The 21,653-nt window shown below is 53.9% G+C and carries 18 protein-coding genes and 1 pseudogene; 12 read left to right on the forward strand and 7 right to left on the reverse strand.

Annotated elements, in window-relative coordinates; all coding sequences use genetic code 11:
• Window positions 1–3: 3 nt before the first annotated feature.
• Complete coding sequence (nagA, locus tag ACS0RQ_RS26675) at window positions 4–1,149, forward strand: N-acetylglucosamine-6-phosphate deacetylase (protein WP_271850456.1); 1,146 nt, start codon at window positions 4–6, stop codon at window positions 1,147–1,149.
• Window positions 1,150–1,175: 26 nt separating this feature from the next.
• On the opposite strand, the gene metF is transcribed toward nagA, so the two are convergent.
• The 3 genes from metF to metB form a co-directional block, all read right to left on the reverse strand.
• Window positions 1,176–2,066, reverse strand: coding sequence for a methylenetetrahydrofolate reductase (gene metF, locus ACS0RQ_RS26680; protein WP_039077291.1), 891 nt, complete (start codon window positions 2,064–2,066; stop codon window positions 1,176–1,178).
• A gap of 231 nt (window positions 2,067–2,297) precedes the next feature.
• Window positions 2,298–4,730 (reverse strand): bifunctional aspartate kinase/homoserine dehydrogenase II, encoded by a 2,433-nt coding sequence (locus ACS0RQ_RS26685; protein WP_039077292.1) that lies wholly within the window; start codon window positions 4,728–4,730, stop codon window positions 2,298–2,300.
• A gap of 2 nt (window positions 4,731–4,732) precedes the next feature.
• Window positions 4,733–5,893 carry a cystathionine gamma-synthase gene (gene metB / locus ACS0RQ_RS26690; RefSeq protein WP_039077293.1) on the reverse strand — a complete coding sequence of 387 codons (1,161 nt, stop codon included), beginning with the start codon at window positions 5,891–5,893 and terminating at the stop codon, window positions 4,733–4,735.
• 276 nt (window positions 5,894–6,169) lie between these two features.
• Between metB and metJ the strand changes: the two genes are divergently transcribed.
• Together metJ and ACS0RQ_RS26700 are read left to right on the forward strand one after the other, a co-directional pair.
• The gene (metJ, locus tag ACS0RQ_RS26695) at window positions 6,170–6,487 is read left to right on the forward strand and encodes a met regulon transcriptional regulator MetJ (protein ID WP_007369220.1); all 318 of its coding nucleotides are present in this window, start codon (window positions 6,170–6,172) and stop codon (window positions 6,485–6,487) included.
• A 95-nt stretch (window positions 6,488–6,582) separates the two neighbouring features.
• Window positions 6,583–6,699: pseudogene (locus ACS0RQ_RS26700) on the forward strand (YiiX family permuted papain-like enzyme); the annotation flags it as partial.
• Window positions 6,700–7,121: 422 nt separating this feature from the next.
• Here the strand turns inward: ACS0RQ_RS26700 and ACS0RQ_RS26705 are convergent.
• The 3 genes from ACS0RQ_RS26705 to rpmE all read right to left on the reverse strand — a co-directional run bounded on the left by ACS0RQ_RS26705 (window position 7,122) and on the right by rpmE (window position 10,042).
• Window positions 7,122–8,663, reverse strand: a complete 1,542-nt coding sequence (locus tag ACS0RQ_RS26705) for an MFS transporter (protein WP_271850457.1) — start codon at window positions 8,661–8,663, stop codon at window positions 7,122–7,124.
• Window positions 8,664–8,773: 110 nt separating this feature from the next.
• Window positions 8,774–9,454: an oligogalacturonate-specific porin KdgM family protein gene (locus ACS0RQ_RS26710; RefSeq protein ID WP_271850458.1), complete on the reverse strand. Its 681-nt coding sequence runs from the start codon at window positions 9,452–9,454 to the stop codon at window positions 8,774–8,776.
• Between the two features lie 375 nt (window positions 9,455–9,829).
• Window positions 9,830–10,042, reverse strand: a complete 213-nt coding sequence (gene rpmE / locus ACS0RQ_RS26715) for a 50S ribosomal protein L31 (protein ID WP_039055221.1) — start codon at window positions 10,040–10,042, stop codon at window positions 9,830–9,832.
• Window positions 10,043–10,248: 206 nt separating this feature from the next.
• Here rpmE and priA point away from each other — a divergent pair, with 206 nt between their 5' ends.
• The 7 genes from priA to rraA all read left to right on the forward strand — a co-directional run bounded on the left by priA (window position 10,249) and on the right by rraA (window position 18,226).
• A complete protein-coding gene (gene priA, locus ACS0RQ_RS26720) occupies window positions 10,249–12,444 on the forward strand; it encodes a primosomal protein N' (protein WP_271850459.1) in 2,196 nt (731 codons plus the stop codon).
• Window positions 12,445–12,568: 124 nt separating this feature from the next.
• Entirely contained in the window at window positions 12,569–13,594 is a 1,026-nt protein-coding gene (gene cytR, locus ACS0RQ_RS26725) for a DNA-binding transcriptional regulator CytR (RefSeq protein WP_271850460.1), read from the forward strand.
• Between the two features lie 95 nt (window positions 13,595–13,689).
• Window positions 13,690–14,682: a cell division protein FtsN gene (ftsN, locus tag ACS0RQ_RS26730; RefSeq protein ID WP_193794800.1), complete on the forward strand. Its 993-nt coding sequence runs from the start codon at window positions 13,690–13,692 to the stop codon at window positions 14,680–14,682.
• Window positions 14,683–14,772: 90 nt separating this feature from the next.
• A complete protein-coding gene (gene hslV / locus ACS0RQ_RS26735; protein ID WP_039077299.1) occupies window positions 14,773–15,303 on the forward strand; it encodes an ATP-dependent protease subunit HslV in 531 nt (176 codons plus the stop codon).
• A gap of 9 nt (window positions 15,304–15,312) precedes the next feature.
• Window positions 15,313–16,647 (forward strand): ATP-dependent protease ATPase subunit HslU, encoded by a 1,335-nt coding sequence (gene hslU / locus ACS0RQ_RS26740; protein WP_271850461.1) that lies wholly within the window; start codon window positions 15,313–15,315, stop codon window positions 16,645–16,647.
• 71 nt (window positions 16,648–16,718) lie between these two features.
• The gene (menA, locus tag ACS0RQ_RS26745; RefSeq protein WP_271850462.1) at window positions 16,719–17,648 is read left to right on the forward strand and encodes a 1,4-dihydroxy-2-naphthoate polyprenyltransferase; all 930 of its coding nucleotides are present in this window, start codon (window positions 16,719–16,721) and stop codon (window positions 17,646–17,648) included.
• Window positions 17,649–17,740: 92 nt separating this feature from the next.
• Window positions 17,741–18,226 carry a ribonuclease E activity regulator RraA gene (gene rraA, locus ACS0RQ_RS26750; protein ID WP_039077301.1) on the forward strand — a complete coding sequence of 162 codons (486 nt, stop codon included), beginning with the start codon at window positions 17,741–17,743 and terminating at the stop codon, window positions 18,224–18,226.
• A 192-nt stretch (window positions 18,227–18,418) separates the two neighbouring features.
• On the opposite strand, the gene zapB is transcribed toward rraA, so the two are convergent.
• Window positions 18,419–18,664, reverse strand: a complete 246-nt coding sequence (gene zapB, locus ACS0RQ_RS26755) for a septal ring assembly protein ZapB (RefSeq protein WP_271850463.1) — start codon at window positions 18,662–18,664, stop codon at window positions 18,419–18,421.
• A gap of 440 nt (window positions 18,665–19,104) precedes the next feature.
• On the opposite strand from zapB, the gene ACS0RQ_RS26760 reads away from it, so the two are divergent.
• Both ACS0RQ_RS26760 and glpK read left to right on the forward strand, forming a co-directional pair.
• Window positions 19,105–19,953, forward strand: coding sequence for an MIP/aquaporin family protein (locus tag ACS0RQ_RS26760; protein ID WP_039077302.1), 849 nt, complete (start codon window positions 19,105–19,107; stop codon window positions 19,951–19,953).
• Window positions 19,954–19,974: 21 nt separating this feature from the next.
• Window positions 19,975–21,483: a glycerol kinase GlpK gene (gene glpK, locus ACS0RQ_RS26765; RefSeq protein WP_039077303.1), complete on the forward strand. Its 1,509-nt coding sequence runs from the start codon at window positions 19,975–19,977 to the stop codon at window positions 21,481–21,483.
• Window positions 21,484–21,653: the final 170 nt, after the last annotated feature.

Consider the following 21,653-nt stretch of genomic DNA (forward strand, 5'->3'; position numbering starts at 1 on the left):
ATCATGATCATCCAAAGCGAGCGTGTCTGGCTTTCCGGCGGCTTTTATCCGGCAACGATTCACATAGAGAATGGCCGGATCAGCAATGTCGTCATGGGCCTGTCTGACAACGCCAACTTCGATTTTACTAAGCGCCGTATTATCCCCGGCCTTATCGATAGCCACGCTCACGGCGGATGGGATTACGATACCAACGAGAATAATCCCGAAGGCTTACGCCGCTGGGCGGCGAACCTCCCGGCAGAAGGGGTCACAGCTTTTTGCCCCACCACGGTGACAGACGACGATGCCACACTGATCTCTGCGCTGGAGAATATTTCCCGCGTGATGGATGAAGGTTATGCGGGCGCGGAGATCCTCGGGATTCATCTCGAGGGTCCCTTTCTGTGCCAGAAATACCGCGGTGCACAGCCAGAAAAACAGATTCGCCCGGCCAGCGTGGCTGAGTTTCAGACCTTCGAAAAAGCAGCACAGAACCGCATTGTCGCCATTACCCTGGCGCCAGAAAACGATAAAGGCCTCGCCCTGACCCGTTACTGCGCGCAACGGGGGATCGCCGTCAACATGGGTCACTCGAATGCCTCGTTTGATCAGGTGCTGGAAGCGGTCGCCAACGGTGCGAAAAACGTTACCCATGTCTATAACGGCATGGCGAAATATGTAAATCGCGAACCGGGGCTGCTCGGTGCTGCTTTTCGCCTGGATGGTCTGTACGGGGAAGTGATCGCCGATGGTATCTTCGTGAGCCTAGTGTCTGCCTCCCATCTGTACCGGGTGAAGAATGACGACGACGTCATTATGATCAGCGACTCCATGAAATCGAAGGGATGCCCGCCAGGACGTTATATGTTTGGCGGCGAACCGATGATTTTAGGTGAAGATGGCGCCACGCGACGTGAGAATGGCGTGCTGGTCGGCAGCACGCTGCATCTGAATCGCGGTTTATACAATATGGTCGAAGGCGCGATGGTGCCGTTTGGCGCAGCGCTTAAATCCTGCACGATCAATCCGGCGCGGCTGCTGGGGCTTGACGGACACAAAGGAAAACTGCAGCGCGGCTATGACGCCGATATTGTAGTGCTGGAGGATAACTATGATGTGCACACCACGTTCTGTTGTGGCGAGGTGGCATATAGCGTCGCCGGATGATGCGCTCACCCGGCATTTGCGCTGGCTTATACCGCCGGGCGTACGCCCAGTGTGTGGCAGATGGCGTAGCTCATTTCCGCGCGGTTCAGGGTATAAAAGTGGAAGTCTTTAACCCCTTCGCGGCTGAGAATTTTTACCATGTCCATGGCGATGCTGGCGCCAACCAGCTTACGCGTTTCGGCATCGTCATCCAGTCCTTCAAACATTTGTGACATCCACGCCGGAATACGCACGTTGGTCATATCGGCAAATTTTTTCGCCTGTTTAAAGTTAGTGACCGGCAGGATCCCCGGAATAATTTCAACGTCAATGCCCGTGGACGCACAGCGGTCGCGGAAACGCAGATAGCTTTCTACGTCGAAGAAGAACTGGGTGATGGCACGGTTAGCGCCCGCCTCAACCTTGCGTCTCAGATTAAGTAAATCTGCCTGTGCGCTTTTTGCCTCTGGATGCACTTCCGGGTAAGCAGCAACGGAGATATCAAAATCCGCCACCTCTTTAAGCAAGGTCACCAGGTCGGCAGCATACATATCCGGCTTGCCGCTACCCGGTGGCAGATCGCCACGCAGCGCCACGATATGGCGAATACCGTTGTCCCAATAATCTTTTGCGATAGCACGCAGTTCATCACGGGTCGCATCAATACAGGTCAGGTGCGGTACTGCTTCCAGGCCGGTACGATCTTTAATGCCTTTGATAATGCTATGGGTGCGGTCGCGCTCGCCGGAGTTGGCACCGTAGGTGACAGAGACAAATTTCGGCTTGAGGCTGCTCAGACGATCAATGGAGTTCCACAAGGTCTGTTCCATTTCACTGGTGCGCGGCGGAAAAAATTCAAATGAAACATTAATCTGACCGTGCACTTCAGCCAGGCTCTGATTCAGGGCTTCCCGCTGGTTGGCGTGAAAAAAGCTCATACCTTACCTCATCAATCGCGTGTTGTTATTTATTGCGCTACGAACATCTATCCGTTTAGACGTCCAGATGTAAAAATGACGGAAAAGCGGACGGGCGTCAACAGGAAAATCATCATAATGCGTGAGGAATGTTCAGCGAAGATGAAAAAAGTTCATGGCGGTATGGGGTGAGTGCGCGCTGATGCCCTCACCCCAACTCTCTCACACAGCGAGAGGGAGAAAACCTACCGACTACAGCAACTGCGCCAGGCGGTTGATATCCGATTGAATTGCGCCGGCGGTGACATCACGACCGGCTCCCGGCCCACGGATCACCAGCGGGTTATCGCGATACCAGCGGCTTTCGATGGCAAACACATTGTCGCAAGGCAACAGTGCCGCCAGCGGATGTTCCGGACGCACCGCTTCTACACCCACACGCGCTTTACCGTTGGCATCGAAACGCGCCACATAACGCAGCACCAGCCCCATCTCGCGAGCGGCTTCCAGACGCTGTGTCATTTGCTCATTCAGCTCATCGCCATTCTCAAAGAAGTGGTCGATAGATTCTTCTTCACAGCTCGTCGGCACAAGGGACTCCACGCGCACGTGGTCTGGCTCGATGTCATAGCCTGCCTCACGCGCCAGAATGACCAGCTTACGCATCACATCTTTACCGGAGAGATCGACGCGCGGGTCGGGCTCGGTCAATCCCTGCTGCCAGGCCTGATCGACCAGGTCGGTAAACGGCACGGTGCCATCAAATTGCAGGAACAACCAGGAGAGCGTACCGGAGAAGATACCACTGATGGCCAGAATACTGTCGCCGCTGTCGATAAGATCGCGCACCGTATGGTTTACCGGCAACCCGGCCCCGACGGTGGCGTTATACAACCAGCGACGTCCGGTTTTTTCAAATGCGTCGTGGATCTGGCGGTATTTATTACTGCTGCTGGCACCTGCCAGTTTATTGGCACTGATCACATGAAAACCGTGGCTGGCGAAATCCAGATACTGGTCGGCAAGCTGTGGGCTCGCGGTGACATCCAGCACCACCAAATCATCGTACGGGTGCGCACGCATCCACAGAAATAACGCCTCTTCCTCCTGCTCGACCGCCTCATCATTGAAGAAAGCCAGCGCCCGGCTGGCGTCGAGACCATCGTAATTCAACAAGCTGCGGCGGCTATCCACCACCCCTGCGAGAACAAATTCGAACCCGGTACGGGCAGACAGCGCGCTCTGTTCGCGGGCAAACAGTTCCAGCCAGCGAGAACCAATATTGCCTTTACCAAACAACATCAGGCCAATGCGTTTTTCCGCGCGGAACAGTGACTGATGCAGCCCCTGAATCAGGCTTTCCGTTGGCCCCACACGCAGCACGGCAACAAGGCTGATACCCTCATCTGACTGCCAGACAAATTCCACGGCCTGGCCTTTCAATTGCTGCCAGAAACGGTGGCTATGCAACGGATTACGGCAAACGCCCGCCCCGACCAACGCCACCAGCGCCAGCCCCTGACGTAAACGCAACTCGCCCGGCAGACCGGCTTCGTCGAGCAGTTTAAAGACACTATCCACCACTTCCGAGGTGTAGCAGAGTTGCAGCAAATTACGGTCAGCGTGCGCGCCTGTCGCCAGCGGACGAACCTGAGCGCGCTTGAGGATCACCTCAATATCACGTTGCGCCAGTTTGAAATCTTGCCCGGCAGGCACCTGAAACTCGATCAGGCAGACATCATCATGACTGGTGACGATGCGGGCACCCGTGCCCGATGCCAGCACGCGCTCAATACGCGTGGAACCCTGCTCCGGGTTATAGCTACAACGCAACTGCAAATCGATATTACTGCCGGATACCGGCTGTAAGGTTCGGGCGTGCAGTACAGGTGCTGCCAGACGGGCCAGTTCGCTGGCTTCATCCAGACGCAGCAGAGGCAGCAGGCAGGCATCTTTCACTTTACGCGGGTCGGCGCTGTACACCCCGGCCACGTCGCTCCAGATCGTCACGCGGGTAACACCGGCTAATGCACCAATTTGCGTTGCCGAATAGTCAGAACCATTACGCCCCAACAGTACGGTTTCGCCCGCCTCGTTACGGCTGATAAAACCCGTCACAACGATACGTTTATCCGGATGCTGCGCAAGCAGTTGCTGGAACAGCGGCCAGGAGGCACCTTCGTTGACCTGCGGCTGTGCCGCACGTTCCGCGCGCAGAAACTCGCGCGCATCAAGCCATGCCGACGCTTGCCCTTGCTGATTCAGTACGGCAGACATCAGACGCGCAGACCACACTTCCCCATGCCCCACCACTTCGGCGTAGACCGCATCGGTAATGCCACCGTCCAGCAACCCGGCCAGGCGCTCGAGGTCACGAATAAACTCGCTAATCAGGCCATCAGCCACCTCCGGTGACAACAACCCGGCAATCAGCTCGCTCTGGTAACGACGTAACGACTGTTGAACCTGATGCGCAGAGAGACGATCGGTCTGGCTCAATTTAAGCCAGCTAATCAACTGGTTAGTGGTACTGCCTGCTGCCGAAACGACCATCAAATCGCCCGGTTGCGAATATTCCGCCATGATCCCCGCGACGCGCAGGTAACATTTCACATCAGCCAGACTGCTCCCACCAAACTTATGCAGTTGACGAACCTTCGCCCCTGCCTGCGCATTCACACTCATGTTTATCCCTCAGCTGCGACCCGGAAGCCATTTTCCAGGTCAGCAATCAAATCTTCACCATCTTCAATGCCGGTTGAGATACGCAGTAACGTCTCTGAAATCCCGGCGGCAGCACGTGCTTCCGGCGCCATGCCCGCGTGTGTCATGGTGGCAGCGTGGGAAATTAAGCTTTCAACCCCACCTAAAGATTCCGCCAGCGTAAATAATGACAAACCGCTTAAGAAGCGACGCAGTGTTTGCTCATCGCCATCCAGTTCGAAACTCAACATTGCGCCAAAGCCTTTCTGCTGGCGCGCAGCAATCTCGTGCCCCTGATTTTCCGGCAGCGACGGGTGATAAAGTTTTTTCACCAGCGGCTGCTTTTTCAGAAACTCAACGATCGCCTGGGCGTTACGCTGCGCCACTTCCATACGTGGAGACAGTGTTCGCAGGCCACGCAACAGCAGGTAGCTGTCGAAGGCACTACCGGTGACGCCGATATTATTCGCCCACCATGCCAGTTCTGTGACAGTTTCCGGGTCTTTGGCAATCACCACGCCCGCGACAACATCTGAGTGGCCATTCAAGTATTTAGTACATGAATGCAATACCAAATCAGCGCCCAACGCCAGCGGGTTTTGCAACGCCGGACTCAGGAAAGTGTTATCCACCACGCTGACCGCACCTGCCTCACGCGCGAGCTGACAGATTTTCGCAATATCCACGACGCGCAACAATGGGTTGCTCGGACTTTCCACCAGTACCAGCTTTGGTTTTTGCGCCAGCGCCGATTTTAATGCCTGCTCATCATTCTGATCGACAAACAAAACCTTATAGCAGCCGCGTTTTGCCAGACTGTCGAAGAGACGGTAGCTACCACCATAGCAGTCATGCGGCGCAACCAGCAGGTCGCCCGGTTTCAGGAAAACCGTAGTCACCAGATGAATCGCCGACATACCGGTGTTGGTCATCACGGCACCCGCACCGCCTTCCAGCTCTGCCAGGGCACGCTGCACGACATCGCGCGTCGGGTTACCGCGGCGTGAATAGTCATGGGCTCGAGGCTCATTAAATCCGGTGAAATTATAGGTGCTGGAGAGGTGGATGGGCGGAACAACGCAACCGTACTGCTCGTCATCGTTCAATCCGCTACGCACTGCGATGGTGGCCTGTTTACGCGTCATGGTGAAGGCTTCCTGGCTTAATGGATGAAAAGTCAGGCACCAGAGTAAACATAAGAATAATAGACGTCAATACATCTGGACATCTAAACTTCTTTGCGTATAGATTGAGCAAAATCGCAATAGCCGTTAAAATTATATGCTTTAGTGAAGTGACGCAGAGCGATACACCGTGTCACGGTACTGACTCTACGGTAAACTACGCGAGATTATGGTCCGGGCGCTGCGTTGATCAGGTTCTGACCTTTTATTAATGACTGAGAGGATTAAAGGTATCTCATGGCTGAATGGAGCGGCGAATATATCAGCCCGTACGCTGAGCACGGTAAGAAGAGTGAACAGGTAAAAAAAATTACGGTTTCCATTCCTCTGAAGGTGTTAAAAATCCTCACCGATGAGCGCACCCGTCGTCAGGTTAACAACCTGCGTCATGCCACCAACAGCGAACTGCTGTGTGAGGCATTCCTGCATGCGTTTACCGGCCAACCTTTGCCCAACGATGAAGACCTGCGTAAAGAGCGCAGCGATGAAATCCCGGAGGAGGCAAAAGTGATTATGCGCGAATTGGGTATCGACCCCGATACGTGGGAGTACTGATTTAAAAAGGCGGCTCATGGATTGAATCGCCTTTTTTGTCTCGAACAAGGATGTAAATCATGACAAAGAAGTTTGTCCTCTTGCTGCTCGCGGTGATGGTTTTCCCGGTTCTGGCTTATGAACCGCAGACGGGCGATATCATCTTTCAGATGTCTCGCTCGTCGCAAAGTAAAGCTATCCAGCAAGCCACTCGTTCGCATTTTAGCCACACTGCTACGGCATACTGAATACCTACACAGCCAGAGGCTGGAAAGCGCAGGAATGACGCTGGATACGTCGCTTACGTTAACGGCGGGAAGTGTTATACGCGCAGTGGAGAACCACAGAACATGCCTGAATGAGCACTGCTATCCCCAGTAATGGAGCAGAGACAAACAAAAAGGCAGAAGAAATCTTCTGCCTTTTTGTTTGTCTGTCTGTTGCGCTGGCTGAATCAGAAGCGGGTCACTTCCGGGTGAACCTCTGCCAGAGAAGTGAAGTAAGACACAACGACATTTTTGAGTGCATTCAGCATATTCATTTTCCTTTCACACGTTGTTGATAACCTCTTTCGCAGTGAAAAGCATATGCCTGTTTACCCTCATCGGCAATATTTTTGTGACATACATCACAAAAATATTGCTCAAATGATCGCCTATATGACTGAGGCGTGAGATTGCGCTTCACGCGCCTTCTGGCGATTGATATAGCCGATATCGTTGTTGCCCCATAGCTGGTCATAAGGCATACCCGCCAGCATTTCCACAGTCTTACGCGCTTGTGGGGTGATGGATTCCGGCGTCAGGCGGCCCGCACTACGCATTTTTGCCGTCTCTTCGCGTAGAACGCTGTGCGTGGACAAGTTCAGGCGGAAGCGCAACGACACCAGGAAACCGATCGACAGCACCAGCACGGTACCGATACTCAGAATCATCAGGATGGTATGGCCCACTCCGGGCACCTGCGTACTCTGCCCGGAAACAAAACCGGACATCTGCATCACAATACCCACCAGCATCACAGCGCCAGCCTGAGAGGCTTTACGCGTTAACGTCATGATCCCGGCAAAGATGCCCTCGCGACGCTGACCTGTCACCACCTCGTCCACATCGGCGATATAGGTATAGATGTTCCACGGAATATAGTTGATGCCGCCACGCCCTAACCCGGCAACACCAGAAATAAACAACAGCAGCGACATGTTATCGCTCTGTCCAGCCAACGACAGCAGGGCAAACGAAACCGCAGCCAGACCAAATAGCACTACGACAATACGGTAAGACGGCGCTGCGCCGAAACGAATACAGAGCGGTATCATCCCCATGACCGCGATAAATTGCAGAATCGCCATGGTTCCCATCAGGCTGGAGGCCAGTGTCGGGCTCTGCATCAACACAAACACCACATAGTAGGTGAAGACCGCGTTGAAGACGTCCTGGGCAATATACCCGCCAAGATACATGCCCAGATGCTGACGAAAAATACGGATACGGAAGGTGGAACTCAGCTCAATGATCAGACGACTCAGGCTTTGCCCAAGCGTCAGTTTCGGTTTCGCCGCTTCCGCTTCTTCATCACGCGGGCGCTCCCAGGTGAAGGTCCACACCAGCGTCAGGACGATCGCGCAAATCACCGCGAACACGATACTGGCATAGAAGAAGGAGACGGCATTATCTTTGCCGAAATGGCTTAACAGAATGCCCGGCAGGAATGCGGCAAGAATGGCGGAAAGCTGCGCCAGCGCGATACGCGCCCCGGAAAATTTGGTTTTCTGTTTGAAGTCATCGGTCATCTCCGGTACCAGCGTTTCGTAAGGCACCAGAATCATGGTGTACACCACATCAAACAGCAGGTACGTGAATAAATAGTACCAGTAGTTCATGTGGCCAACCCACATCAGCGTATAGGAAAATACGCAGGGAATACCGAGCAGAATAAAGAACTTACGACGACCAAAGCGTTTACCAAACCAGGTATTGCCAAAGTTATCGGTCAGATAACCCATCAGCGGGCTGACAACGGCATCCAGCACCCTGGCCATGGCGAAAATGAAGGTCGCCTCAATCGGCGTTAAGCCACAAAACGTTGTATAAAAATAAAGTAACCATGCGGCGGTCAGTGCTGTTGTACCCGCGCCCAGAAAATCTCCGGAGCCGTACGCCAGATAATTCACTAAACCAATTTTGCGTGTAGACATTGTTTAACCCAATCCTTAGCGAAATATAAAATTCCGACTTAAAAATTGCGAGCGGATACGGCGGCAATATCTATTGCCGCCGCATTATTCGAACACAGAAAGAAAGGTAATTAGAAGTTATAACCGATACCGACACGATAACGCGTCTGGCGATCATCTGTCGTTGCCGTTTTATAACCAGAAGACACATTACCTACTTCAACAAATGGCACCCAGGAACCAAATTTATAGGCAATACGACCGTTATATTCGTAATCACGCTTAGTATTGTTATAAAGATTTTCAGACTCAGCAAATTTATAAATGCCGTTTAACTCAAACATCCAGTTCCCGGTATTATAACCAATCCACGCTTCCGGGCGATTAACGCGACGGTCATCACGACCTTCTGCGTTACGACGAGTGTACTCGAAACGGTAACGGAAGGCGGTCCACCAGTTGTCGTTGATATTGTACTGAACACGCACGAACGGCTTATAAATGGTTTGGTTCTCGTCCGTTTCGATGGCAATACCAGGCAACCAGACCAGGTTGCTCCAGGTAAACTGGTAGTTGGCTGTATACTCAATCCCGTTCGTTTCCATATTATTTAGCGGCTTTTTCGCATCCGCATCATCAGAACGGGAAATACCTTCTAAGGCCACCCCAAAGCCGCTGGCAAAACGCTGTGACATATATACGCGGTCATAGTTACGCCCGTCATCATAATATTCATGACGATAGTCTACGTAACCCGCATGGGCTGTTCCTGCCAGTACCGGCAGTAATAACAACGCATATTTCAACTTCATGGAAATTCCTCTTTGACGTAAATTTCAATAAAAGAAAAGCGTGTAGCTATGGATTCGCAGGCCAGCGTAACGAGTGAAAGACAGCTACAAATTAAAAATGTCCTAATAACGTGAGGAATTGTATTTTAGTGTAAATATACAAACCTTTGAGTTTTTGCCAGCATTCCGTTTAAGTGGCAAAAAAGCAAAGATATGTCGGCTTGATGTCACCAACTGAAACATTGGATTTTTAAAAAAGAAACACCGTGCCAAATCACAAGAACTGGCGTTGCGAAAAATTGCAGTAGGGCGTGAAAAGCAAGAGGGAGTTACACAGAAAGGGGCGGAATTCAGGGACAAAAAAAGCGCCTTGCGGCGCTTTTTTCATCTGGCAACTTATTTGCTGCCCGGGATGCTGAAGCGTTTGTTGAAACGCTCAACACGACCACCGGTATCAACAACACGTTGTTTACCAGTAAAGAACGGGTGGCAGTTGCCGCACACGTCCAGGTTCAGGTCGTGACCCACGGTAGAGTGGGTTTTGATCACATTACCGCAAGAACAGGTTGCAGTAATAGCTACATAATTCGGGTGAATACCTTTTTTCATGGGAAACCTCAGTTTAAGGCCGCGTCGCTCTTCCAGCCCTAACGCCAGACACCACGCGAGTTAATGTATTAGTGGATCTCTGGCTCGTGAATACGCACCAAAGGCGGCGAATCATACAGAAATTAACCAACGTATGCAAACTGATCCGCGCCCCACCTATAACAATGTGTATACTATCCCGCCAGTTTTCAAGCCAGGATCCTGAGATGCCCGTCGCCCATGTAGCGCTACCCGTACCGTTGCCCCGCACCTTTGACTACCTGCTTCCCGATAGCATGGTCGCCAGCGCGGGCTGCCGGGTACGCGTGCCCTTTGGCACCCAGCAACGGGTGGGGATTGTGGTCTCCGTCGGTGAGACCAGCGAATTGCCCCTCAATGAGCTGAAAAGCGTGCTTGAAGTGCTGGACAGTGTTCCTGTCTTTTCCGTCCCGGTTTGGCGGCTTCTGCTCTGGGCGGCGGATTATTATCACCACGCCATTGGCGATGTGCTTTTCAACGCTATTCCTGTACCGCTACGCCAGGGTAAACCCGCCAGTGCCGCAGTACAGTGGTTCTGGTTTGCCACCGAGCAAGGACAGGCGGTCGATCTTAATAGCCTTAAACGTTCGCCAAAGCAGCAGCAGGCGCTGGCAGCCCTGCGCCAGGGGCGCATCTGGCGTCATCAGGTTGCTGAGCTTGAGTTCAATGACGCCGCGCTACAATCACTGCGAACCAAGGGGCTGGCAGAGCTCAACAGTGAGGAGCCCGCGCATCATGATTGGCGGCATGGCTTTTCCGTCTGCGGCGAGCGTCTGCGTCTTAACACTGAACAGGCAACCGCGGTGGGGGCCATTCACAGCGCGGCGGACCAGTTCTCGGCCTGGCTGCTGGCGGGTGTAACCGGTTCTGGCAAAACAGAAGTCTATCTCAGCGTGCTGGAAAATGTGCTGGCACAGGGGAAACAGGCGCTGGTGATGGTGCCGGAAATTGGCCTGACGCCGCAGACCATCGCCCGTTTTCGCGAACGCTTTTCTGCCCCGGTCGAGGTACTGCATTCCGGACTCAATGACAGTGAACGCCTGTCGGCCTGGTTAAAAGCCAAAAACGGCGAAGCGGCGATTGTCATTGGCACACGTTCGTCACTGTTTACCCCGTTTAAAAATTTGGGCGTTATCGTGATCGATGAAGAACACGACAGCTCTTATAAACAACAAGAAGGCTGGCGCTACCATGCGCGCGACCTGGCCGTCTATCGTGCCCACAGCGAGCAGATTCCAATAATACTCGGCTCGGCGACGCCCGCCCTGGAGACGCTCCACAATGTACGGGCGCGGAAATATAAGATGCTGCGCCTGACGCGCCGCGCCGGCAACGCCCGCCCCGCCATGCAGCATGTTCTGGACCTGAAAGGCCAGGCGCTACAGGCAGGACTCTCCCCTGCTCTTGTGAATCGCATGCGCCAGCACTTGCAGGCAGGCAATCAGGTCATCTTGTTCCTGAACCGTCGAGGCTTCGCGCCGGCACTGCTGTGCCATGATTGTGGCTGGATTGCCGAGTGTCCGCGCTGCGATCATTACTACACGTTACACCAGGCCCAGCAGCATCTACGCTGCCACCATTGCGACAGCCAGCGCCAGGTGCCACGGCAATGCCCTTCCTGCGGCTCAACCCATCTGATGCCGGTTGGACTGGGTACAGAACAACTGGAGCAGGCGCTTGCCCCACTTTTTCCGGGGGTACCGCTGTCGCGTATCGACCGGGACACCACCAGCCGTAAAGGCGCGCTCGAGCAACACCTGGCGGAAGTACATCGCGGCGGTGCGCGTATTCTTATCGGCACGCAGATGCTAGCGAAAGGGCACCATTTCCCGGATGTCACGCTGGTTGCCCTGTTGGATGTCGACGGTGCGCTCTTCTCCGCTGACTTCCGCGCCGCTGAACGCTTTGCGCAGCTTTATACCCAGGTCTCCGGGCGTGCCGGGCGCGCGGGGAAACAGGGTGAAGTGGTACTGCAAACCCACCATCCGGAACACCCTTTATTGCAGACGCTTCTGCATAAAGGCTACGACACCTTCGCGGAGCAGGCACTGGCGGAACGTCAGACGCTCCAGCTTCCCCCCTGGACCAGTCATGTGCTCATCCGTGCGGAAGATCATAACAACCAACAGGCGCCGCTGTTCCTGCAACAGCTAAAAAATCTGCTGCAATCCAGCCCGCTGGCAGACCAGCATCTCTGGGTGCTTGGCCCGGTTCCGGCACTGGCTCCCAAACGCGCCGGGCGCTGGCGCTGGCAGCTCCTGCTACAACATCCTTCCCGCGTGCGCCTGCAACAAATTGTCAGCGGCACGCTTACGCTTATCAACACCTTACCAGAAGCCCGCAAAGTGAAGTGGGTGCTGGATGTGGACCCCATTGAGGGCTAAGGTTGCGAGGCACCTCGAAAAATTCAACTTTCATCACATTTTTAATGAAAATTCTGTAACCGATTAGATTAACTATCTGATAAAAATGTGTCTGCGCCTGCGCCGCGCATGCGAGGAGAAGAAGGTGAAGACCAGGAATCAGGTTGCAGCCGCGACCATGAAAGATGTTGCCGTTAAAGCGAAGGTATCCACGGCAACGGTGTCCCGTGCGTTAATGAACCCGGATAAAGTGTCGCAGGCTACCCGCAATCGGGTTGAGCAGGCGGCAATGGAAGTGGGTTATTTGCCGCAGTCGATGGGACGTAACGTTAAACGTAATGAATCCCGGACGATCCTGGTGATCGTGCCGGATATTTGCGATCCGTTTTTTAGTGAAATTATCCGTGGTATTGAAGTCACTGCCGCAGAAAAGGGCTATCTGGTATTGATCGGCGATTGTGCTCATCAGAATCAGCAAGAAAAAACCTTTATCGATTTAATCATCACTAAGCAGATAGATGGCATGTTGCTGCTCGGTTCACGCTTGCCTTTTGATGCCAGCATCGAAGAACAGCGTAACCTGCCGCCAATGGTGATGGCGAATGAATTTGCCCCGGAACTGGAACTGCCCACAGTACATATCGACAACCTGACCGCCGCCTTTAATGCCGTGAATTACCTGCGCGAACAGGGGCATCAATACATTGGTTGCATCGCCGGCCCGGAAGAGATGCCGCTGTGCCACTATCGCCTGCAGGGCTATGTACAGGCGCTGCGTCGCTCCGGCATTACCGTTGACCCGCACTATATTGCCCGTGGCGACTTTACCTTTGCCGCCGGTAGCGAGGCGCTGGAACGGTTACTCTCGCTGCCGAAACCGCCCACTGCGGTATTCTGTCATAGCGACGTCATGGCGCTTGGCGCATTGTCTTATGCGAAGCGCCGTGGTCTGAAAGTGCCGAATGATTTGTCTATTATTGGTTTCGATAACATCTCGCTGGCGGAATTTTGCGATCCTCCTCTCACCACCGTCGCCCAGCCGCGTTTCGATATTGGTCGCGAAGCAATGCTGTTATTACTTGAACAGTTACAAGGGCATACGGTAAGCAGCGGTTCCCGATTACTGGATTGCGAATTGGTCATTCGTGGGTCAACTAAGGCGTTGACTTAACGTAAATGCGTTATCGGAATCCCTCTTCTGGTCAAAAGCCCGTCGCTTAAGTAACATGACGGGCTGACAAACGAAATAAATACAGCGAAACGATAGTGGCACAACGAGATTATGTACGCCGCAGCCAGTCGGCTCCTTCGCGGCAAAAAAAGAGTAGCTCAAGGAAGAAGCAACGTAGCGTATCCGCTGTCTCGCCCGCAATGGTCGCGATTGCCGCCGCAGTACTGGTAGCTTTTATCGGTGGCCTGTACTTCATTACCCACCACAAGAAAGAAGAATCTGAAACGCTGCAAAGCCAGAAGGTTGCAGGCAATGGTCTGCCGCCAAAACCGGAAGAGCGCTGGCGTTACATTAAAGAGCTGGAAAGTCGCCAGCCAGGCGTACGTGCGCCTACCGAGCCATCTGCGGGTGGTGAAGTGGAAAAACCGGAGCAACTGACCAATGAGCAACGTCAGTTGCTGGCGCAAATGCAGGCGGATATGCGCCAGCAGCCTACGCAGTTAAACGAAGTGCCGTGGAACGAGCAGACGCAGGAACAGCGCCAGCAAACGCTGCAACGCCAGCGTCAGGCGCAGCAACAGGTACAGCAGCAGATGCAACAACAGCAGTGGAGCAACGTGCAGGTTGAGCAACCGACACGGACGCCGCCACGGGTGACGGAGCAACCACGCACGGCGCAAACCGCGCCGGTGCAGGCACCGAAGCAAACGCCTCAGCAAAGGCCATCTGCCGCCAGCCAGCAGCCGTACCAGGATCTGCTGCAAACGCCAGCCCATACCACGGCGGCCGCGCCGAAAACGCAGCAGGCCGCTCCGGTGACGCATGAAGAAGCGCCGAAGCAAACGGCCGAGAAAAAAGACGAACGCCGCTGGATGGTACAGTGTGGTTCGTTCAAAGGTGCTGACCAGGCAGAGACCGTTCGTGCCCAGCTCGCCTTTGAAGGGTTTGACTCTCGCATCACCAGCAATAACGGCTGGAATCGCGTGGTTATCGGCCCGGTTAAAGGCAAAGATAACGCAGATGGCACCATTAGCCGTCTGAAACTGGCCGGTCACACAAACTGCATCCGTCTCGCCGCCGGGGGTTGAAACCCCCAAAATCTCCCCCATCTATACTTGCATTGTGCCCCGTATCACTACGGGGCTTGTATTCTGCATTCGTAACCAGGGGGTCTGCTCGTGACAACAATAGTAAGCGTACGCCGTAACGGCCATGTCGTTATCGCTGGTGATGGCCAGGCGACACTGGGCAACACCGTTATGAAAGGCAACGTGAAGAAAGTTCGCCGTCTGTATAACGACAAAGTCATCGCAGGCTTTGCCGGGGGCACGGCTGATGCCTTCACCTTGTTTGAACTCTTTGAACGTAAGCTGGAGATGCACCAGGGCCATCTGGTGAAAGCGGCGGTGGAACTGGCCAAAGACTGGCGTACCGATCGCATGCTGCGCAAGCTGGAAGCGTTACTGGCTGTGGCCGATGAAACGGCCTCACTGATCATCACCGGTAACGGTGACGTTGTGCAGCCAGAAAATGACCTGATTGCCATTGGCTCTGGCGGCCCATATGCCCAGGCTGCTGCCCGTGCGCTGCTGGAAAACACCGACCTCAGCGCGCGCGATATCGCTGAGAAAGCGCTGAATATCGCCGGTGATATCTGCATCTACACTAACCACTTCCACACCATCGAAGAATTGACCACCAAGGCGTAAGGATTCCTCATGTCTGAAATGACCCCACGCGAAATTGTCAGCGAACTGGACAAACACATTATCGGTCAGGATGCGGCGAAGCGTTCCGTGGCGATTGCCCTGCGTAACCGCTGGCGTCGTATGCAGCTTGATGAAGAGCTGCGCCATGAAGTGACCCCGAAAAACATTCTGATGATCGGGCCGACCGGTGTCGGTAAAACCGAAATTGCCCGCCGTCTGGCGAAACTGGCAAACGCGCCATTTATCAAAGTTGAAGCAACCAAATTCACCGAAGTGGGTTATGTCGGTAAAGAAGTGGATTCCATTATCCGCGATCTTACCGATGCCGCCGTGAAAATGGTCCGCATGCAATCCATCGAGAAAAACCGCTATCGCGCCGAAGAGATGGCGGAAGAGCGTATTCTGGACGTACTGATCCCCCCGGCAAAAAACAACTGGGGCCAGCCGGAAACCGTTGCTGAGCCGTCTGCTGCACGTCAGTCTTTCCGCAAAAAACTGCGTGAAGGCCAGCTCGACGATAAAGAAATTGAAATTAATCTGGCCGCGTCACCGATGGGCGTAGAGATCATGGCGCCTCCAGGAATGGAAGAGATGACCAGCCAGCTCCAGTCCATGTTTCAGAATCTGGGCGGGCAAAAACAGAAGTCGCGTAAGCTGAAAATCAAAGATGCAATGAAACTGCTGATTGAAGAAGAAGCCGCGAAGCTGGTGAATCCGGAAGAACTGAAACAAGATGCAATCGACGCGGTTGAGCAGCACGGTATCGTCTTCATCGACGAAATCGACAAAATCTGTAAGCGCGGCGGTAACACATCCGGCCCGGATGTTTCCCGCGAAGGTGTTCAGCGCGACCTGCTGCCGCTGGTTGAAGGCTGTACCGTTTCCACCAAGCACGGCATGGTGAAAACTGACCACATCCTGTTTATCGCCTCCGGCGCATTCCAGGTGGCCAGCCCGTCCGACCTGATCCCGGAACTGCAGGGCCGTCTGCCTATTCGCGTTGAACTGAAAGCGCTGACCACGCAAGACTTTGAACGCATTCTGACCGAGCCAAATGCATCGGTTACCGTGCAGTACAAAGCATTGATGGCAACAGAAGGCGTCAATATCGATTTCACTGACGACGGGATTAAACGCATCGCGCAAGCGGCCTGGCAGGTGAACGAGACCACCGAAAACATCGGTGCGCGTCGTCTGCACACCGTTCTGGAACGTCTCATGGAAGATATTTCCTATGACGCCAGCGACCTGAATGGCGAAACTATCATCATCGACGCCGACTATGTGAGTAAGCACCTTGATGCTTTAGTGGCAGATGAAGATCTGAGCCGTTTTATCTTATAATCGCCGCCACAACGTTTTCATCATTTCCGATGGGGGCTTATGCCCCCATTTTTTATGACTGGCTGGTGACTATGACTGATGCACAACCTTTGAGCCGCACCCAGGCCTGGCTGGAAAGCCTGCGCCCAAAAACACTGCCGCTGGCGTTTGCCGCTATCGTGGTAGGGACGACGCTGGCCTGGTGGCAGGGTTTCTTCGATCCGCTGGTTGCCATACTGGCATTAAGCACCGCCGGATTGCTGCAAATCCTCTCCAATCTCGCCAATGATTATGGCGACGCGGTCAAAGGCAGTGACAAGCCCGACCGTATTGGGCCGTTGCGCGGCATGCAAAAAGGGGCGATTTCGCTTGAGCAAATGAAGCGTGCGCTCATCATTGTCATTGTCCTGAGCTGCATTTCCGGCCTGCTGTTGTTGTTGGCCGCCTCGCAAACCCTGACGGATTTCATCGGCTTTGTGGTGCTTGGCGCGCTGTCTATCATCGCCGCTATCACCTACACCATCGGCAAACGACCTTACGGCTATATCGGCCTTGGCGATGTTTCGGTACTGATTTTCTTTGGCTGGCTGAGCGTAATGGGAAGCTGGTATCTGCAAACGCATATGCTGATCCCTGCAATTATCTTACCCGCTACGGCGTGTGGCCTGCTGGCGACTGCGGTGCTGAATATCAACAACCTGCGTGATATCGACAGCGATCGCGCCAATGGCAAAATCACGCTCGTGGTGCGCTTAGGGCCGGTGAACGCGCGCCGCTACCATGCGGGTCTGCTGGCCAGCGCACTTCTCTGTCTGGCGCTGTTTAACCTGCTGTCACTGCATAGCGTATGGGGTTGGCTGTTCGTTCTTGCCGCGCCGTTGCTGCTAAAACAGGCGCGTTTTGTGATGCGCGAGCGGGATCCGAAAGCCATGCCGCCGATGCTCGAACGTACTGTAAAAGGGGCTTTACTGACTAACCTGTTGTTTGTGATTGGGATTATGCTGAGTCAGACGCATTTTTAACTGACAAAAGTCAATTAACAATTGATGATTTTGCCAACAATGCGTGATGCGCGATATACTGACAACTCTCGCAGCAACTGAACGTTAAGCCTATGAAATACGATACGTCTGAGCTCTGTGACATCTACCAGGAAGATGTCAACGTCGTGGAACCGCTGTTCTCCAATTTTGGTGGACGGTCGTCGTTCGGCGGTCAAATCATCACGGTGAAATGTTTCGAGGATAACGGGTTGCTGTACGATCTGCTCGAAGAAAATGGCCGTGGTCGTGTACTGCTGGTTGATGGCGGTGGTTCTGTGCGTCGTGCGTTAATTGATGCGGACCTGGCGCGCATCGCTCTGCAAAACGAGTGGGAAGGGATTGTGGTCTACGGCGCGGTGCGCCAGGTGGATGATCTGGAAGAACTGGACATTGGCATTCAGGCCATTGCCGCGATTCCGGTGGGTGCCGCTGGAGAAGGCATCGGCGAAAGCGACATTCGCGTCAATTTCGGCGGCGTGACCTTCTTTTCCGGCGACCATCTCTATGCCGATAATACCGGCATCATCCTTTCCGAAGATCCACTGGATATCGAGTGATCAAAAAAGGCACCGCAAGGTGCCTTTTTTATGCGCTGTACCGTTCTGGAAAAGAAAGCCAGAGCAGCTACGCGAAAAATTTCATGTTGTAGCAAGCTGACAACTGAGCGAATCCCCGGGAACACAGACAACGACGTGCCAGGGGAAAGTGAGCGCAGCTAACGCCGCTACGGCACGAAAGATGACGCGTAATCAGACTTCTTCCATACGGCCCAGCAGAGCCTGCAGCCGCTCCTGCCAGCCATTCTGCTGTTCACGCAGGTGGTGGTTTTCGCGCTCCAGCTCCTCGCGGCCGTGTTGAGCAGACTGTACTTCCTGGGACAGACTGTTGTTCTTCTCTTTCAGCTCTTCGATTTCCATCTGCAGCAGCGTGATGGTATCAATCGCCTGCTGTACTTTCGCTTCCAGCTTCTCGAATACTTCTAATGACATCGTCATACCTCTCCTGAATTGCAAGGCGTTGATGGGTATATACCACTCGGGTAAATCCGCGTTCCGTGAACGGCGACGCCTTAATGTATTTAGCGCACGGTCTTAGTACCCGATTGTATGAAGCCCTTTAGCCCCTGTCCAGCGACAACCCGCGCAGATCGCGCTTTGCAACACTTTTCAGTCTAAACCTGGTGCATTTGCGGTCCGCTTCAATAAATTGTTAAATTGAGGGTTACAAAAATGATTCAGCTCACACTTCCCCCTCCTTCGCAAACGCGCCTCATCGCGCGAAAACGCTCATTTTATTGACGCAGTACACACATTTTGATTTCGATATTTCTCGTTTTTGCTCGTTAACGATAAATTAACAGTATGTCTACACGGCATCTTGGAGTCTTCTCCCTCCATGCAAACTATAACCATTAAACTCTTTGCAGGATCCGATTATGAGTCAAACCTCAACCTTAAAAGGTCAGTGCATCGCCGAGTTTCTCGGCACCGGGTTGTTGATTTTCTTCGGTGTGGGCTGCGTTGCGGCACTTAAAGTAGCAGGTGCCAGCTTCGGACAGTGGGAAATCAGTATCATTTGGGGTCTGGGCGTGGCGATGGCCATCTACCTGACCGCAGGGGTTTCCGGCGCACACCTTAACCCGGCAGTGACCATTGCATTGTGGCTGTTTGCCTGCTTCGACGGGCGCAAAGTTGTACCCTTTATTGCTTCTCAATTTGCCGGCGCATTCTGCGCGGCCGCACTTGTTTACGGGCTTTATTACAATCTTTTCTTCGATTTCGAACAAACTCACCATATGGTGCGTGGCAGCGTCGAAAGCCTCGATCTGGCAGGCATCTTTTCAACCTACCCTAACCCGCACATCAATTTCTTCCAGGCCTTTGCTGTTGAGATGGTGATTACCGCGGTTCTGATGGGCGTCATCATGGCGCTGGGCGACGATGGCAACGGGATCCCGCGTGGCCCGCTGGCTCCGCTGCTGATTGGCCTGCTGATTGCTGTTATTGGTGCCTCTATGGGTCCGCTGACCGGGTTTGCGATGAACCCTGCTCGTGATATCGGACCGAAAGCGTTCGCCTGGCTGGCAGGCTGGGGCAATGTCGCCTTTACCGGTGGGAAAGATATTCCTTACTTCCTCGTACCGCTGTTTGGGCCTATTGTCGGCGCATCACTGGGTGCCTTCGGTTATCGTAAACTGATTGGCCGTAACTTACCGTGTGACGTTTGTGCTGTGGAAGATGACAAAGACGCCACCACGACTTCACAACAAAAAGCTCCGCTGTAATGTGACTACGGGACATAAATCATGACTGAAAAGAAATATATCGTTGCGCTGGACCAGGGTACCACCAGCTCCCGCGCCGTCGTAATGGATCATGACGCCAACATCATCAGCGTTTCGCAGCGCGAATTCGAACAAATTTATCCTAAGCCAGGCTGGGTTGAGCATGACCCAATGGAAATCTGGGCAACGCAAAGCTCCACGCTGGTAGAAGTGCTGGCTAAAGCGGATATCAACTCAGATGAAATCGCCGCGATTGGTATCACCAACCAACGTGAAACGACCATCGTCTGGGAGCGCGAAACCGGTAAACCTATCTATAACGCCATTGTCTGGCAGTGCCGTCGTACATCAGAAATCTGTGAGCAGCTCAAACGTGATGGCATGGAAGAGTACGTGCGTAACGCAACAGGTCTGGTGGTTGACCCGTATTTCTCCGGCACCAAAGTGAAGTGGATTCTCGATCATGTTGAAGGCTCCCGCGAACGTGCGAAGCGTGGCGAGCTGCTGTTCGGTACCGTCGACACCTGGCTTATCTGGAAAATGACCCAGGGCCGCGTACACGTCACTGACTACACCAACGCCTCCCGTACCATGCTGTTCAACATCAATACCCTGGAGTGGGACGACAAGATGCTGGATGCGCTGGATATCCCGCGTGCCATGCTGCCGGAAGTGCGTAAATCGTCCGAAGTCTATGGCCAGACCAACATCGGTGGTAAAGGCGGTACACGTATTCCTATCGCCGGGATCGCCGGTGACCAACAGGCAGCGCTGTTCGGTCAGTTGTGCGTCAAAGAAGGGATGGCGAAGAACACCTACGGTACTGGCTGCTTTATGCTGATGAACACTGGCGAAAAAGCGGTGAAATCAGAAAATGGTCTGCTGACGACCATCGCATGCGGACCGAGTGGCGAAGTGAATTACGCGCTGGAAGGTGCGGTATTCATGGCAGGTGCGTCAATTCAGTGGCTGCGCGACGAGATGAAACTGATCAGCGATGCGTTTGACTCGGAATATTTCGCGACCAAAGTGAAAGACACCAACGGCGTCTACGTAGTGCCTGCCTTTACCGGCCTGGGCGCACCGTACTGGGACCCGTATGCACGTGGCGCGATTTTCGGCCTGACCCGTGGCGTAAACTCAAACCACATCATTCGCGCAACGCTGGAATCTATTGCCTACCAGACGCGTGATGTACTGGAAGCCATGCAGGCTGACTCCGGCATTCGTCTGCACGCCCTGCGTGTGGATGGCGGTGCGGTAGCCAACAACTTCCTGATGCAGTTCCAGTCGGACATTCTGGGCACCCGCGTGGAGCGTCCGGAAGTGCGTGAAGTTACGGCGCTGGGCGCAGCTTACCTGGCGGGTCTGGCAGTTGGCTTCTGGCAAAACCTGGACGAACTGCAGGAAAAAGCGGTCATTGAGCGCGAATTCCGTCCAGGCATCGAAACCACCGAACGTAACTACCGTTACGAGGGCTGGAAAAAAGCGGTGAAACGCGCGCTGGCATGGGAAGAGCGCGACGAGTAATCTCCCCCTACCCTCTCCCTTTTGGGGGAGAGGGTGAAAACCTGCCCCGCACGCTCGCTCACCTTCTGCTCCAAAAGTCACGCTGGCTCGCCCCTCTTTCCTTTAGAGAGAGTGCCAGGGCGAGGGGACCAGACCGCGCCCGGACCTGCTCTGTGTGTTAAACTTCGCGC

This window comes from Phytobacter diazotrophicus, from assembly GCF_052061655.1.
Taxonomy (GTDB): Bacteria; Pseudomonadota; Gammaproteobacteria; order Enterobacterales; family Enterobacteriaceae; genus Phytobacter; species Phytobacter diazotrophicus.